Source organism: Halanaerobium saccharolyticum (assembly GCF_003259895.1).
Lineage (GTDB): Bacteria > Bacillota > Halanaerobiia > Halanaerobiales > Halanaerobiaceae > Halanaerobium > Halanaerobium saccharolyticum_A.
In genome coordinates, this window is the sequence record NZ_QLME01000006.1 from 63,201 (window position 1) to 78,493 (window position 15,293).

General features: G+C 38.4%; 15 protein-coding genes. 2 read left to right on the forward strand and 13 right to left on the reverse strand.

All coding sequences use genetic code 11. The annotated features are described in order from the left end of the window. Nucleotides 1–45: 45 nt before the first annotated feature. On the forward strand, nt 46–738 hold the full coding sequence (locus C7958_RS05885; protein ID WP_111571741.1) for a cytochrome c biogenesis CcdA family protein: 693 nt from the start codon (nt 46–48) through the stop codon (nt 736–738). Between the two features lie 239 nt (nt 739–977). Then, the gene (locus tag C7958_RS05890; RefSeq protein ID WP_243834276.1) at nt 978–2,693 is read left to right on the forward strand and encodes a methyl-accepting chemotaxis protein; all 1,716 of its coding nucleotides are present in this window, start codon (nt 978–980) and stop codon (nt 2,691–2,693) included. A 95-nt stretch (nt 2,694–2,788) separates the two neighbouring features. Here C7958_RS05890 and C7958_RS15615 read toward each other — a convergent pair whose 3' ends face one another. The 13 genes from C7958_RS15615 to lpxA form a co-directional block, all read right to left on the reverse strand. Next, the gene (locus tag C7958_RS15615; protein ID WP_166668479.1) at nt 2,789–2,938 is read right to left on the reverse strand and encodes a hypothetical protein; all 150 of its coding nucleotides are present in this window, start codon (nt 2,936–2,938) and stop codon (nt 2,789–2,791) included. 135 nt (nt 2,939–3,073) lie between these two features. Beyond that, on the reverse strand, nt 3,074–3,472 hold the full coding sequence (locus tag C7958_RS05895; RefSeq protein ID WP_111571742.1) for a hypothetical protein: 399 nt from the start codon (nt 3,470–3,472) through the stop codon (nt 3,074–3,076). Nucleotides 3,473–3,590: 118 nt separating this feature from the next. Next, on the reverse strand, nt 3,591–5,495 hold the full coding sequence (locus C7958_RS05900) for an S-layer homology domain-containing protein (RefSeq protein ID WP_111571743.1): 1,905 nt from the start codon (nt 5,493–5,495) through the stop codon (nt 3,591–3,593). Between the two features lie 317 nt (nt 5,496–5,812). Continuing rightward, nucleotides 5,813–6,226, reverse strand: a complete 414-nt coding sequence (gene ruvX, locus C7958_RS05905; protein WP_111571744.1) for a Holliday junction resolvase RuvX — start codon at nt 6,224–6,226, stop codon at nt 5,813–5,815. Continuing rightward, nucleotides 6,219–7,529, reverse strand: coding sequence for a DUF3084 domain-containing protein (locus tag C7958_RS05910; protein WP_111571745.1), 1,311 nt, complete (start codon nt 7,527–7,529; stop codon nt 6,219–6,221). The genes ruvX and C7958_RS05910 overlap by 8 nt, the downstream gene beginning before the upstream one ends. A 21-nt stretch (nt 7,530–7,550) precedes the next feature. Next, a complete protein-coding gene (locus C7958_RS05915; protein WP_111571746.1) occupies nt 7,551–9,305 on the reverse strand; it encodes an AAA family ATPase in 1,755 nt (584 codons plus the stop codon). An 81-nt stretch (nt 9,306–9,386) separates the two neighbouring features. Beyond that, complete coding sequence (locus tag C7958_RS05920; RefSeq protein ID WP_111571747.1) at nt 9,387–10,487, reverse strand: LptF/LptG family permease; 1,101 nt, start codon at nt 10,485–10,487, stop codon at nt 9,387–9,389. A gap of 15 nt (nt 10,488–10,502) precedes the next feature. Continuing rightward, a complete protein-coding gene (lptB, locus tag C7958_RS05925; RefSeq protein ID WP_111571748.1) occupies nt 10,503–11,222 on the reverse strand; it encodes an LPS export ABC transporter ATP-binding protein in 720 nt (239 codons plus the stop codon). A gap of 4 nt (nt 11,223–11,226) precedes the next feature. Then, the gene (locus C7958_RS05930) at nt 11,227–11,880 is read right to left on the reverse strand and encodes an LptA/OstA family protein (RefSeq protein ID WP_111571749.1); all 654 of its coding nucleotides are present in this window, start codon (nt 11,878–11,880) and stop codon (nt 11,227–11,229) included. Between the two features lie 36 nt (nt 11,881–11,916). Next, nucleotides 11,917–12,486 carry an LPS export ABC transporter periplasmic protein LptC gene (gene lptC, locus C7958_RS05935; RefSeq protein WP_111571750.1) on the reverse strand — a complete coding sequence of 190 codons (570 nt, stop codon included), beginning with the start codon at nt 12,484–12,486 and terminating at the stop codon, nt 11,917–11,919. Beyond that, nucleotides 12,479–13,624: a lipid-A-disaccharide synthase gene (lpxB, locus tag C7958_RS05940; RefSeq protein WP_111571751.1), complete on the reverse strand. Its 1,146-nt coding sequence runs from the start codon at nt 13,622–13,624 to the stop codon at nt 12,479–12,481. The genes lptC and lpxB overlap by 8 nt, the downstream gene beginning before the upstream one ends. Next, the gene (locus C7958_RS05945) at nt 13,612–14,448 is read right to left on the reverse strand and encodes an LpxI family protein (protein WP_111571752.1); all 837 of its coding nucleotides are present in this window, start codon (nt 14,446–14,448) and stop codon (nt 13,612–13,614) included. The genes lpxB and C7958_RS05945 overlap by 13 nt, the downstream gene beginning before the upstream one ends. Nucleotides 14,449–14,457: 9 nt before the next feature. After that, nucleotides 14,458–15,276: an acyl-ACP--UDP-N-acetylglucosamine O-acyltransferase gene (gene lpxA, locus C7958_RS05950; RefSeq protein ID WP_111571753.1), complete on the reverse strand. Its 819-nt coding sequence runs from the start codon at nt 15,274–15,276 to the stop codon at nt 14,458–14,460. Between the last annotated feature and the right edge of the window lie 17 nt (nt 15,277–15,293).

Sequence of the window (15,293 nt, forward strand, 5' to 3'; positions counted from 1 at the left end):
TAGTATTATATAATTTAATCAACACAAATAAAACGAGGTGGTCAAATGACAGCAGATCTCAGCTTAATAGCAGCACTTTCGGCAGGACTATTATCTTTTTTTTCACCCTGTATTTTACCGCTGATACCAACTTATCTCTCCTATCTTGTAGGTGATTATGCAAAAGCAAAGCAAAATAAAAATGAGCTTTCTATAATTATTACTGCTCTGAGTTTTATTGCCGGTTTTACAGTAATTTTTGTTTTTCTGGGACTTTCTGCTACATTTCTGGGCAAGTTTTTAATTAGAAACCAGCGTTTACTGATGCAAATTGGAGGCACTGTAATTATTATTTTTGGTCTTCACTTAACTGGAATCCTGGAAATTAATTATTTTTATCGAGAAAAAAAGTTTGAGCTTCCCAATTCTCTGACAGGAAATTTAAGAGCGTTTATCATGGGAGTAATTCTGGCAGTTGGTTGGACCCCATGTATTGGACCAATTTTAAGTTCAATTTTAATTGCCGCCAGCACCAGAGCTAATATTTTTCAGGGAGGACTGCTGCTTTTCGTTTATGCAGTCGGTCTGGCTCTACCATTTTTTATCACAGCATTATTTATGGACTATCTGCTCCCCAAATTGAAAGCTTTTAATAAATTTCTCCCAATTATAAATAAAATAACAGGTACTCTGCTGATCATTTTTGGACTGCTGATGGTTACCGGTTATCTGGAAGTAGTCAATAGAATCTTATTGTAAATCTGCTCAAAAAATTTAAAATAAGTGATAACCCCCCTTCTGTTTGAGAATTATATAACTAATTTAAAAGTTATAATACCTTTCTAAACAGTAAAGAAAGCGGGTAAAACAGAGAGAATAAATGATAACAATTACTGAGGGACAAAACAGCCTCGTTTTGGAATTTATTTTTTATCGAATATTGTCGATAATACCTCCAAGACCACTACACTATTAAATTCTACAACAGGAGGGGTTAAATGAAAATCAAAAATTTATCAATTAAGTATAAAATATTATTGATAGTTATCGTCGGTATTATTCTGATGACAGGAGGCATTATTTTCCGCATCAGAGGTGTTTCAACTGAAGAAGCAAAAAATGCAGCTGCCATCAAAGCCAACGCTGATCTTGCTACCGGTTATGAAATTATCGATCTGCAGTATCCCGGAGACTGGGAATTAAGAGGAGATCAATTATATAAGGGTGAAACCTTAATCAATGGTAATTTTGAAATAGTTGATCGGATAGGAGAATTAACTCAGGGAAACACAGTTACAATCTTTGCCGGAGATACCAGAGTAACAACCAATGTGATGGTAGATGGCAGTCGAGCAGTTGGCACTCAGGTTTCCAGGGAAGTTAAAGAAGTAGTTCTAAGGCAGGGAAAAGAATTCCACGGTGAAGCAAACGTTGTTGGAAAACGCTTTCAGACAGCCTACCAGCCAATTCGAAATACTCAGAATGAGATAATTGGCATCTGGTATGTGGGGACCTCAATGGCCTTCGTTAATCAGATGGTAAATGGAGTTACAGTTAATACAGCTGTCTTTGCTCTAATTGCCGGTTTGATTTTATCTTTAATAATCTTTATTTTTGTACTCAAATTGACAAAACCACTAAAAGATTTAAGCTCATATGCCGAAGAAATAGCAGACGGGAATTTAACAGTAAAAATCAAAGAAAAGTATTTAAATAAGGAAGATGAAATTGGAAAACTGGCAGGTTCTTTTAAGAAAATGATAGAAAGTTTACAAAGTGTAATGATGGGGATTAATAATACAGTAGATGAGTTAAGCAGCTCCAGTCAGGATTTAACTGCTACAGGAGAAGAATTATCAGCCTCAGCCGATGAAATTGGCAATTCTGTTCAGCAAATAGCTTCCGGAGCTGAAGAACAATCGGCCCAGGTAGAAGAAGTATCTTCGATAATTGATACCCTGGCTGAAGATATTACTAAAGTCTCCAATAATACCGAGTCGATGGCCGGACAGTCAAAAAATGTAATGAAAAATATCAAAGAAGGTAATCAGTCCCTTAAAAATTCCGAACAGAGTTTTAAGGAAGTCAGCGAAAACACCCGTTTAACCTCCCAGGTAATTGATTCACTGGGCCAATCCTCCGAAAAAATTGGAGAGATTGTTGATTTAATTAATAACATTGCAGCCCAGACAAATTTACTGGCCTTAAATGCTGCCATCGAGGCAGCCAGAGCCGGTGAAGCTGGAAGAGGATTTTCTGTAGTAGCAGATGAAATCAGAGAACTGGCAGAACAATCTGCTGCAGCTACTGGAGATATTTCAAATTTAATTGTCTCCATTCAAAAGGATGTAAAAAATACTGTAACTAAAATGAATGAAAATGAAACTAAGGTTAAAGAAAGTGTGACAGAAATTAATACAACTTCTACAGCTTTCACAGAAATAATAAGTGCTGCAGAAAGCCTAGATCAGTTAATCCACGAAATTGAAAGACAGAGTCAGCGGATGAACGAAAATAGTGAAGTAGCCAAATCTGCAGTTAGAGAAATAGCGGTTGTAAGTGAAGAAGCCGCTCATAATGCAGAAGGTGTAGCTGCTGCCAGTGAGGAACAGTCCAAATCAACTAAGATTATTGCTCAAGCCTCAGAAGACCTTGTTGAAACCGCAAGTACTCTTGCTGGACTGCTTAAGCAGTTTAAGCTGAATAACAATTAAAAAGTTAAGTATTTATCGCTAACAGGTAAAATATTGTTTGCTTTTAAAAACCCCCATTTTTCTAAAAATGGGGGTTTTGTTTAATAGATTTAATTTTAGAAACTATATGTTAAACCAGCAGTATAAGAAAATCCATTACTGTATACATTACCTTCTTCATCATCATCCATTTCTAAATATAAATAATCTAAACCTGCATTAAAATCCCAGTTATCAGCAAAAGATCTTTCATAACCAACCCCCATACGATAACTAACTGCATCTAAATCAACTTCTTTATCTACTAAACCAGAAGCAGCAAAAGCTTGTCCTTCAAAATTTTTATCTTTTGTACCTTTGTAAAATGCTACTCCACCACCAACTGTCCAACTTTCATTTAATTAATAATCAGCTAAAAATGCAAGTCCATTCAATACTACATCTATTTCTGCTGATCCACTACCTAAAGCTGAGTCGAATTTAGTTTCTACAGCACCAAAAATACGCTCATACTGAACTGTAGTTGTCCATTTATCATTCAAATTCTTTTTAGCACCAACATAAATCATTGGAACTCTATCTATATTTTCCATTTCTTCAATATTGCTTGTTGGAATTGCTCCTCTAAAATCACTCGCAACTAATGTATTTAAATCATCAATTGTAGAATTCCATTTATCTAGTGTAACATTGGTAATAGCCATTCCACCAACCGCTTTCCAATCAGATGCTGCTGCACTACCTGCCATCAGTCCTACTATCATTAAAGCCATCATTAACACTATAATTTTATTCTTCACGTTTTATATTTCCTCCTTGTGTATTTACATAATTTTCCTTATAACATAGAAAACCCGAGGGATAAATCCCCCGGGTTGTTTTTGTATCTTGTTTGTATCTTTTAGCTATAAGCTATATTTAGAAGCTTACGGATAAGGAAGTAGTAAGTGCAGAACCTTCGCCTTCTACTTCGTTAATACCAACATCACCCATGATATACTTCGCTTCTGTATTCCATGTCATGTTGTCAGCTAATTCTTTGTCTAAAGTACCTTTTAGATAGTTATAGTTAATTACGTTATCTCCATTTTCGTCTTCTTCGTTCTTGTTAACTAAAGCAACACCAAGTGTAGTTGTTTCGTTCCAAGCATACTCAGTACCTAATTCGATAACCATTGTAGTATAATCTTCTAAATAATTATCATTCATTGTATATGATACAGAAGCATTATTTGTGAAGTCACCATATACATTTTCAAGACCTAAGTCTACAGTACTCTTATCTTCATCAGCATTTACTGCATAATAAGCAGAATCTCCAGGCTGAACAAATGTATAAGCACCTGTTATAGTGTTATTTTCATTTAATACATACTCAGCACCAATGTTAAATAAGTTGTAATCACGGTCTTCTTCGAAATCAGGATTATATCCATAGAAATTCTCTCCAACTGTTTCTGCTTTAGCATCTAAAGTAAGCTCTTCAGTTGCAGCGAATTCACCATTAACCATTGCATAAATGTCACTTTCGTCTTGTGCAGTGTTATCATTGAAAGCAACTTCTCCACCAACAGTTACTACATCTGTTAATACTACGTCTTCAATTCCTATACCTACAGTAGAAATTTGATCTCCACCTAATCTAGCTTGGTATAAGTTACCAGTTACTGTACCGAAGTCCATATCTTTTGCAGCTGTTACACCATAAACATCAGTTTCAGAACCATCATCAGTATCTTCACCTGCTGCTAAGAATGTCCAGTCGATATCATAGTAGTTTTTAGCAACTTCAAGACCTCTTAAGTCTTCTTCATCATTGAAGTAACGAGCTACACCATAATCAGCGTGGTCTCCAGCTTTCATTGTAGCACCATAATATTCTACAGTCAGAAGAGCAGAATCCATTACAAAATCCTTGGAATCTAATTCTTGATAACCAAAGGCACTATCTTCTTCAGAGAACATGTTTGTAAATGTATCTACATCTAAGTTAAACTTAGCTTCACCTAAGTTACCATTAATGTTGAAGTCATATTCCTGCCAGAATCTCTTTTCAGATGGAAGAGCATCTCCGTCTTCCCAATCTTCACCAGTTTGTGGAAAATTATTTGCTGTCAATCTATCAATATATCCATCTGCAGTATTTGCAAGATCATTTGCATCATAAGCATTGTTAGCTACAGGCATATCTAAATCTAAAGCATCACCATCAGCCCAAAGTAACATAGAAGCAACTAATTTTTCATTAGTTTCGTCTTCATAGTTAGCTACTTCAAAGCTAGTTGTTACATCCATACCAAATTCAATGTTATCTTCTGGTACGTCCATAGCGTCTACCTTAGCAGCTAATTCGTCTACGTCTTTGCCTAAAGCATCGATGTCTGCACCTAATACTTTAAGTTCAGCTTGTAGTTCGAATGTTAAAGCATCAACGATATCTGCTACTTCTTCAGCTTGAGCATCGCTTAAGCTGTCCTGAGTGTTCTTTTCCATTAAAGACTTAACGATAGCAGTTACGTCTTCAGCCTGACCTGTAGTTAGACCTTCGCCCATTTCGTCAACCTGGTTTGCTAGAGCTTCTTGCTCAGCAACAATGTTGTCTAATGCGCGGCTAACCATAACAGCCATTTCGTAACGAGTCATGTTCTGGCTACCTTTGTATTCGCCATCAGGATAACCTTCGACGATACCAGCAGCAACTAATTTGTTAATTGCATCATATGCCCAGTGATCACTTGGTACGTCAGAGAATGACTGACCAAATGCAGGCATAGCTAATGCTACGACTAAAATTAAAGCAATTGTAATTGTAAGTTTTTTCATTATTAAAATCCCCCTTGATTGTTTTCTAACTTTTTCTTTTCAATATATAAGTTCTAATAACTTATACAATCATAGAGGACATCCGAGCGAGTTACCTAGTTTCCTCTTCAGCTGTCCAAAAGATTTAAGATAAGTATCTTAGAACTCTCATAACTCTACCACCACGCAGCTTCGGGGGGCACCTCCTTTCTGCCGCATTTTAGCGTCGAGTTTATAAGCATTATTAAATTATCAATTTGCAAATTAAATTATAACAGCAAATTACTCTTCCTGTCAAATTTAATTTTTGTGTATCCTCAATCCCAATTATACAGTATTTAATCATCTTCGTCAATCTTTTTAAGATATTTTTCACCAATTATCAAGGCTGCGTAGTCATCAAGCGGTTTTTTTACCTTCCAGCTGACCATTTTCCGCAGCAGTTTTTCGTAATTGGACATTGGCTTTTCTTCTAAATACCGGGTCTGAGCCTCTTCGGTTGTGTATTTTTCTTCTATTAGAGTAATCTCCAGATCAGGATAGGCACTGCTGATCATTTCTTTTACAGCTTCAGCCCCGGTTCCATTACCGATTACAATCTCTTCTATCTGATAGTGGCTGAAAATTTCTTTTAAATGATCCAACAGCTCTTCTTTTTTAACAATAGTTTTTTCTCTCTCATCCTTAGTAAAGCTCAAAACTGCAGTCCCAACTTTATCACTGCCGGGATCAAGCGCCAGTAAATCACTCATTACTATCTACCTCCCCGGCAGCTGAACTATCAGCCGAATTATCTTCCAGTTCAAATCTTAGGTTATCACTTAATCTATCCTGGCGCCAGATGTCTGTATCCGCATAAATGTTGACCTTTACTTTACCACTGGCAGAACGAACTTGATTAACCAGATCATAAAACTGACTAAAGTTAATACTTCCTACCTGACCAGAATTGTCAGGTAATAAGCCCTGGTTAATAGCTTTTTCGTTAATATCCTGCAGCAGTGCTTCCAGTTCAGTCTCGATTTCTTTACTGTTCTGTTCAGCACTGATTTCCCGGCTGCTGATCAGCTGTCCCTGTTCAAATACTTTAAAGTCCTCGTAAAGCTGAAAGTTTGCATAAAGCCAGTCATTTTGAGGAACATTAACCCTGGCTATCAGAGAAACAATTACTCTACTGCCGGAATCCATATTATAAATTATCCGGGCAGCATTTAAAATATCCTCTGTCTGCAAACGCAGAGCCATCCCAGTTTCTTCGTTTACTTCAATTTCTTTTTCTCGGGCCACCTCATTTGCTGCCTGCAGATATCTGTTTAAAGCAGAGATAGTTTCCTGTTCACTGCGCCCACCTTCAAGTACATCGGTGTAAACTACATCACCTTTTTGATAAACCATATCCTCACCCATATAATAAATCACACCGGCCTGCAGCTGATTTGCAACCTCACGCAGTTCATCATAATCTGCTTCCAGTTCGGATATCTGATTGTCGAGTTCAGCAATTTGGGATTCCAATTCCTCTCGCTGAGAACTTAATTCATCAACCCGATTCTGCAGCTGATCCCGATTCTGGGTTAATTCTTCCAGTTCATTTTCCACAGCTGCTATTTCCTTATCTTTTTGAGCTATTTCTGCTTCCCGGGCCTCGATTTCAGCTTCTTTGCTGGCAATCTCTTCTTCTCTTGCTTCAATTTCCTGCTGCAGCTCTGACAGCTCCTGGTCTTTGGATTCCAGTTCCTGATCTTTAGCCGCCAACTGTTGATCTCTATTTTCCAGTTCTTGATTTAAATATTCAAGTCTTGTTAAAACATCATTAATATTAAATAAAGCCTGACGCAGTTCAGAATAAACTGCAAGTAAAATAGTAACTGATAAAACGGCGATTAAAATTCCGGTAACAATGGTAATAATAATTGAAGAATAACGGGGGCGGAGACCAAATAAAGAAACACGCCTTTTACCCATTTTCATCCCAATCCGATCACCAAGATAGGCGATTAAACCACTTAAAACCACTACTGCTCCTATAATTACAAATGCGTTAATAATCTCCACCTCCTATTGTGTTATTCTAAATTATTCAATCTCTGTTTTCAATGCCAGTTCCTTACCTTTAAAACCAATTCCCAATTTATATACTTTCTTTAAACCCTGCTTTTTTAAAGCCTCTGCATATTTTTGTTCATTTATCTGCTGCAGTGCTTTTTCAGCTGCAGCTGCAGCTGAAATATCAGAAGTCGTATACTCATTTTTAAATTCCATCACAAAAGCATCCTGATCCGTATCTTTCGGCAAAAGTACTACATCGGCTCTCCCCAGCCCATACTCTTTGTTGCTTTCTAAATAATACTTATCAGATAAATAGGTCATCAGCCCTAAAATCAGGCCGTGATAAAAATTTTCCTGTTTTTCTTTTTCCTGACCTATTTCTGAAAGAACCCTGGTAGAAGCAGCTGCATCATAATAGCTGCTGCTGACAAGTATTAAATCCTGAAGATGAATTTCAAAACTACTCAAATCACCTTTGATTAGAGAATTTAACATATCCACAATTAAATCTCCACTCTGCTCCTCAAAATTAAACCAGTTGGCCAGAATGTTTTTGAAAATTAGCCTGATTTCCCGATTGGGAATGCTGAGGCTATATTTGGGATATGCTTGACCTTTCTTCTCGGCCTTTAAATAACCGCTGTGCAGTAAAAAACTCAAAGCTTTATCAACATCATTAAATACATAATCATAGATAATATTGCTGTCAACTTCTACTTCCAGCGACTGCCCCTGATATAGTTTTTCTAAATACTCTTTTCCTTTTTTCTGATCCAGCTGCAGTGCTTCTTTAATCAACCCCGGATCACCCGTATTATTCCAGTATGTTTGGGGCTGTTGGGGGTTGGACTTAACAAAATTAAGAATACTCCAGGGATTATAGATCACAACTCGATCACCGAAAAGATAGCCATTATACCAGTCACGAACGATATCCAGCTGATCGCTAATTGAATAATAAGCAAGCATTTCTTTGACCTCTGCTTCAGTGAAACCAAATTTATCCGCACAAAATGAATCAATAATTGTATTTGTTTCCGGATTATTAAAAGCACTAAAAATACTTTCCTGTGAAATTTTCATAATACCGGTAACCACACCTTTTTCCAGGCTGTCATTACCTTTAAGACCATCAATCATTAAAGCTCTCATAAAATTTAACATTTCATCATAATAACCATTGAGTTTAGCATAATGCAGAGGGGTATCATATTCATCAATTAAAACAATACTTTTTTCGTTAAAATATCTTTTTAAATAATCAGTTAGTTCCTTAATTGCAGAACTATAGTTGAAAATCTGTGCTTCTTTCCGCATCAGTTTTTGATATTCATCTTTTTCGAAATCTGTCAGCAGATTAGAATCCAGTAAATAACGGTGCCGCTTGTATTCTCTTGCGATTTCTTCTTTTAGAAGATAGGCAGCCTCCTGCCAGTTATTAGCCTTAATTTTTTTGAAAGAAAAATTGAGCAGAGGATAGCGGCCCTGATGTTCTGCAAGCAATTCCTCTTCTGAAGCAATATCCAATTTTTTAAAAAGATATTTATAACTTTGATCCTGATTATCAAACTTTCTGCATTCCGGTTTTTCTAAAAAACATTTCAGCATCGAGAAGTTTAAACTTTTGCCAAAGCGGCGGGGACGGGTAAAAAGCATTATTTTACTTGTATTATTAATCACTTCTTTAACAAAAAGTGACTTATCAACAAAATAAGCATTTTTATCCAGCAGCTCTTTAAAATTATCTATTCCAAGTGGTATTCCTTTTAAAACTTCAGCCATTTTTACCCATCCTTTCTATAAATATAATTTAAGATAAACTAAAAGATAAACTAAAAACCAATTAACTCCTGATTAGTCAGCTTACTGTCTGGCAGTCTTAATCAGCAGTCCAACTCCAACAATAAAGATTACGATATTCTGCAGCCAGGCTCCTAACCAGGGCTGGATGCTGCCCTGACTGCCCAGGGCATCGCCAACTGTCATTAAAATATAGTAAATAAAAATAATAATAATACTGATTCCAAATCCGGTTGCCGAACCGGCAGAGCGCTGAGGTTTAATCCCCAGCGGTGCTGCCAGCAGGGCAAAGATAAAGCTGGCCAGAGGTATAGAAAAGCGGTGATGCAGTTCCACCCGTTCCTCATAAGCTGTCCTGCCCTGTTCCTCTTTCAGCGCAATATGCTCATTTAATTCTCTAATATTCATCTCATCTATATTTTTACCCAGCTGTCCGGCCTGAGTCGGAGAATGAATTTCCTCCCGGGAGCGGTAAGTACTGAACTCTAAGGCCGGCTGCCGATTATTCCTGTCCAGAAAATAAACCGTCCCATTATAGAAGTGCCAGCCATCACTCAGCCATTCGGCTCTCTCTGCTTTGAGTACACTATCCGGCTCACCATCCTCAAAACTCTGAACAACCACATCTTCCATCATCCCGGTATCTCCATTAAATCTGTAGGCATAAAGCATATAATCCGGACGGCGGGTGCTGCTGTCCATCGGTGTTAAAAATAAATCATACTGGGTTTCCGGTCTCTGTTCACCATGACGGGCCTGATACATAATCTGCTCAACCTGATAGTTGGCATTGGGGACCAGAAACTCCGTAATTGCAACTGTAACTCCACTGGTCACCAGTCCCATAATTAGTGCAGGCAGCACAAGCGAAATAATGCTGACTCCTCCGGCTCTCATGGCAGTAATCTCGCTGTCTCCGGAAAGCCTATTATAGGCCATAATCGTCCCCAAAAGTGAAGCCATAGGGAAAGTAAGTACTATAATTTCCGGCAGGTTTAAAAAGAAGAGCCGGATTAAAGTAAAAACATCTACTCCCCACTCAGTATAAAATTCTGTCAGCTCAAAAATTAAATCCGTACCGATAAAAATACCGGTAAAGGCTGCCACCCCAAAGAAAAAAGGTGCGATCAATTCTTTATAAATATATTTGTTAATTGTTTTCAAAAAAGATGCACCTCACTATATTTTGAATTTATCGCCCAGATAAAACTTGCGGGCCTGCTCATTTTCTGCTATCTCCTCTGACGTTCCTGAAAGTAAAATTTTGCCCTCATGCATAATGTAAGCTCGATCGGTAATCGAAAGGGTTTCGCGCACACTGTGATCGGTAATTAAAACCCCAAGTCCGCGGTTTTTTAGATAGCGAATTATTTCCTGGATATCATTAACTGCTATCGGATCAACTCCGGCAAAAGGTTCATCCAGCAGAATAAAGTCCGGATCAGCTGCCAGAGCTCTGGCAATTTCTACCCGCCTTCTCTCACCACCGGATAACTGAAAGCCCTTACGGTCTCGCAGACCTTCCACATGGAATTCCTGCAGCAGTTCTGTGATGGCAGCTTCAATTTCCTGACTGCTTAAATCTCTATATTCCAAAATTGCTTTCAGATTCTCACCCACTGTTAACTTACGGAAAATCGAGGCCTCCTGCGGCAGATAACCGATCCCCAGTCTTGCCCGTTTATAAACGGGTAGATTGGAAATATTATGCTGATCAAAAAATATCTGACCACCATCAGGATTAATCAGCCCCAGAATCATATAAAAGGTAGTAGTTTTACCAGCCCCATTGGGACCCAGAAGACCCACAATCTGGCCGCGGTCAACCTGTAGATCTACTTCGTTAACAACTCTTTCTTTATTATATTCTTTAATTAAGCCCTGAGCTTTAATAGTCATTCAATTATTCCTCCACTGTCTCACTGTCACTGCTCTCAGGATCCTGAATTTCCTGATCCTCACTAAAACGCAGAGTAGCCTGACCCCGCAGCTGAACCTCTTCTGTCTGCTGATCAATCTCTGCTGATTGAGAGCTAAAACTTTCTCCATTCCGCTCACCGCGGACATTACCTTCTAATAGAATTAATTCCTGGTCCAGATGATAGGTTATCTGATCAGCTTCAGCCCAGAAATCATTATATTCCAGATAGCCATTACCTCTAACTTCTATTCTATCTTCTGCCCGATAAATATCAATTTTATCTGCTCTCAGCAGAGAATTTTGGCCTCTGACCTCAGCTTCTTCAATCAAATGAAAGACTTCTGCTTCCAGGTTTCCCGTCAACTCAACCGCCTCAGCCTCAAATTCCTGATAAAAAAGTTCTACATTGTTTCTGAATTCAATTTCTCCATTATAGCGGCGGTAAATCCCTTCATCTGCGGCAGTGATTCGGAGCTGATCATAGATCAACTCCACATTACCGGTTGCTGTAAAAATCTGACCCTGCTCAGTCTGCTCAAATTCCAGATTGTCCCCGTTCAATTCTCTAACAGCACTCGCATTTGCAGTCAGTGCTAAAATAAATATTAATAAAAAAAATAAAATTTTTTTCTGCATTTTTATTGCTCCTCATCTGAGTTGGTCGACCTTAAATCATTCGTCAAAACTATCAAATTTTACTTCAGCCCGGCCATTATTTCCGGAAAGTTTTAAATTATTAAGATTAAGATCAGAATTAAAACTTTGAGCCCGAGAATTAAAATCACTGCCAGTAATTTTAACTGAGCCCCTGCCCTCTAAATAATTGCGGCTTAGATAATAATCCAGTTCCTCTGATTCAATCTGATAGCGATCACTATCTATCAGAACATTACCCCTGATTTCAAGATAATCCTGATTGGTGTAGTAAATTGCAAAATCACCAGTTAAAGTATAAAGAAGTTGACCACTATTGGTTGAATAAACTTCAGCTTCAATGGGTCTTAATTCCATTCGGTTTTCATTTTTATAGTTCTGCAAATTTTCGCTTTCTAATTTAAGTTCATGTTCCTGCTGGTCATTAAAGATACTGAAATTTACATTTTCCAGCTCTTCTTCCGGCAGTTCTTCATTTTCTGCTGCCGGCTCCGGAGGAGTAACCGGATTTTCCTCTAGAGTAAAATAGAATGAAAAAGCTATGATAATAAAAATAAAGAGCGCTAAAAAAATACCTTTTCTATCCACTATTTTTTAGCCCTCCTTCTCTAAGCAGTAAGTCTGCTGTTTTTTCCACTGCTCCTCCTCCACCAAGTTTTTGGCGGACAGTCTGCAGTTTCTCTTTTATTTTATTAAGTTCTTCTCTGTCATTTAACCAGTTTAAAGCAAGTTCAGCAATCCTTTCTGCCTCAAAATCATTCTGCAAAAGTTCGGGTACAACTTCCTCTCCGGCAATAATGTTGGGTAATCCCACAAACTCTACTTTAAATACATATTTCGCCAGCAGATAGGTAGTCAAAGCTGCCTGATAGGCAATGATCTGCGGTGTGTTTAAAATCGAAGCCTCCAGAGTTGTAGTCCCTGAAGCAGAAATTATGAATTCTGAAATCTTCATCAATTGATAATTTCTTTTTTGAACAATTTCAAGCTCGAAATCAACTTTTTCGGTAAAAGATTTTAAATAGTCAATCTTAATTCCTTCTGCCGCTGCAAGTAAAAACTTAAGCTCCGGTTTCTCTTTTTGTATTTTTTGAGCTGCCTTCAGCATCTCCGGCAGCAGAGATTCGATTTCTCCCCTGCGGCTGCCCGGGAAAAGCGAAATTACCGGCTGTTCCGGTTTCAAATCCAGCTCTTTTTTGATTTCGGCTTCTGATTTTTCAACATCTACCAGATCTACCAGCGGATGGCCGACAAAAGTCACCTCAGCTCCAGCTGCCTGATAAACATCTCTTTCCATGGGAAAAACTGCTGCAATATGGGTTCCATAAGCAGCCATTTTATCAGCCCGGCGCTTATTGTAGACCCAGGCAGAGGGAGGAAAATAATTAACTGCCTTAATTCCTTCCTGACTGCAGGCTTTTGCCAGCTTCATATTAAAGGCAGAATAGTCTACCAGAAATACCAGATCCGGCTGTCGCTGCCGCAGCAGCTTTTTCATCTGCTTAAGATGTTTAAAATGCTGTCTAATATTCTTTAAAGCTTCTATATAACCGATAGTACTGATTTCGGTGGGGTCGATTAAAATCTCTGCCCCCATTTCTTTAAGGGCAGTTGAACCCATCCCGAAAATTTGCACACTATCATTTTTTTCTTTTACTTTTTTCAGGACTGCTGCAGCATGCATATCACCAGATACTTCACCTGCAGAAACCATTATTTTTGCCAAGGTAGGATTAACTCCCCTTCTTTATATTCTGCAGCAGCAATTACAATTCCGTCTGCAGCTGCTCTGCGGCAGAACTCTTCTTTATTTAAAATAAATGTATTCCCTGCCTCAATCATTAAGGCTGCCGCCTTATTTTCAATTAAATTTGCCAGGGTTTTGAGACCAACTGTAGGAAGATCAAAGCGAATATCCTGCCCCTGTTTGCTGCATTTGGCCATTACAACCCCCGGGCCACCATATTTAGCCGCCCGTTTTATTGCCTGATCTGTGCCTTCAATTGCCTCCAGGGCCATCACAGCTCCATCTTTTACCAGAGCCGTCTGTCCGATATCAAAGCGCCCCAGGTTATGGGCAGTCTCGAAAGCAAAGATTAAATCCCTTTTTAACTCAGTCTTAATTTCTCCTGCCAGGACACCGGCCTCTGCCAGCTGATCTTCTAGAAGATAGGTCTGAGGCAGTAGCTTAACTCCGGAATTTATAAATTCTAAGGCCAGGGCCATCAGAATTGTATCATCATTTAAATCAGCCAGCTGGGCCAGCAGCTGCTGTAATTTCTGATCAGGATTAAAGTCATCAAAAAGATGTGCTTTCTGTATTTTACCCAGCCAGATAGCTTCTTCAATTTTTTCTTTTTTTAAAATCTCAAGTATTTCTCCAAGCTGAGTTAACTTAACCGTATATTCTGCACAGTCTAAATCAGAGAATTCAGCTGTAATTTCTTCGGCAATTTTAATTACAATAAAGTCTTCTCCTACAGCCTGAGCTTTTTCGGCCCAGATTCGCGGCAGCTCACCCCAGCCTGCAATTAAAGCTTTTTTAGTCATTAATTACACCTACCGGCAGATTCCGCGGCTGGCATTACGCAAAAAACGTAAGAAATGTTCAATTTCTTCACTGGCATCCAATTCCTGATCCATTTTTTCTATTGCTTCATCTATATTTAATTTAGAGCGGTAGAGAGTTTTATAGGCTTTTTTAATTTCTCTCCGCATATCAGGACTAACCCCATTGCGTCTTAAACCAACGACATTGATTCCATTAACTCCGGCCGGATGTCCATCAACCAAAATATAGGGAGGTACATCCTTTACTACCTTAGAATGAGCACCAACCATACTCATTTTACCAATGCGTACAAATTGGTGTACTCCAACCATACCGGCAATTACGGTATAGTCTTCAATAACTACATGGCCTGCTAAATTTGTTGCATTTGACATCACAATATGACTGCCCAGCTGACAGTCATGTGCTACATGACAGTAGGCCATAATTAAATTATCATTTCCAATTCTTGTCTCCCCTCCGCCTTCGGCGGTCCCCCGGTGGATAGTAACATTTTCTCTTATCGTATTATCATCTCCAATAAAGAGATAGCTTTTTTCTCCATCAAATTTTAAATCCTGGGGTTCAAAACCTATAGAAGCCCCGTGAAAAACCTCATTATTTTTACCTATCTGAGTCCAACCCTTAACCACTACATGAGGTCCGATTACTGTACCTTCCCCAATTTCAACATTTTCACCGATAATAGCATAAGGACCAATTTCAACATTTTTACCTATTTTGGCTCCAGGAGCAACAATTGCAGTATCGTGAATATTGCTCATGTGGAGCACCTTTCCCTTTTTCTCTGCTGCCAAGACTATCATTCCCCTTCCCAAATTAT

Excerpts from the sequence above, each read along its gene's own strand:
- lpxA (WP_111571753.1), bottom strand. The coding sequence starts at position 15,276 with ATGATAGTCTTGGCAGCAGAGAAAAAGGGAAAGGTGCTCCACATGAGC.
- C7958_RS05930 (WP_111571749.1), bottom strand. The coding sequence starts at position 11,880 with ATGCAGAAAAAAATTTTATTTTTTTTATTAATATTTATTTTAGCACTG.
- C7958_RS05900 (WP_111571743.1), bottom strand. The coding sequence starts at position 5,495 with ATGAAAAAACTTACAATTACAATTGCTTTAATTTTAGTCGTAGCATTA.
- C7958_RS05890 (WP_243834276.1), top strand. The coding sequence starts at position 978 with ATGAAAATCAAAAATTTATCAATTAAGTATAAAATATTATTGATAGTT.
- C7958_RS05885 (WP_111571741.1), top strand. The coding sequence starts at position 46 with ATGACAGCAGATCTCAGCTTAATAGCAGCACTTTCGGCAGGACTATTA.
- C7958_RS05915 (WP_111571746.1), bottom strand. The coding sequence starts at position 9,305 with ATGGCTGAAGTTTTAAAAGGAATACCACTTGGAATAGATAATTTTAAA.
- lptB (WP_111571748.1), bottom strand. The coding sequence starts at position 11,222 with ATGACTATTAAAGCTCAGGGCTTAATTAAAGAATATAATAAAGAAAGA.
- ruvX (WP_111571744.1), bottom strand. The coding sequence starts at position 6,226 with ATGAGTGATTTACTGGCGCTTGATCCCGGCAGTGATAAAGTTGGGACT.
- C7958_RS15615 (WP_166668479.1), bottom strand. The coding sequence starts at position 2,938 with ATGGGGGTTGGTTATGAAAGATCTTTTGCTGATAACTGGGATTTTAAT.
- C7958_RS05945 (WP_111571752.1), bottom strand. The coding sequence starts at position 14,448 with ATGACTAAAAAAGCTTTAATTGCAGGCTGGGGTGAGCTGCCGCGAATC.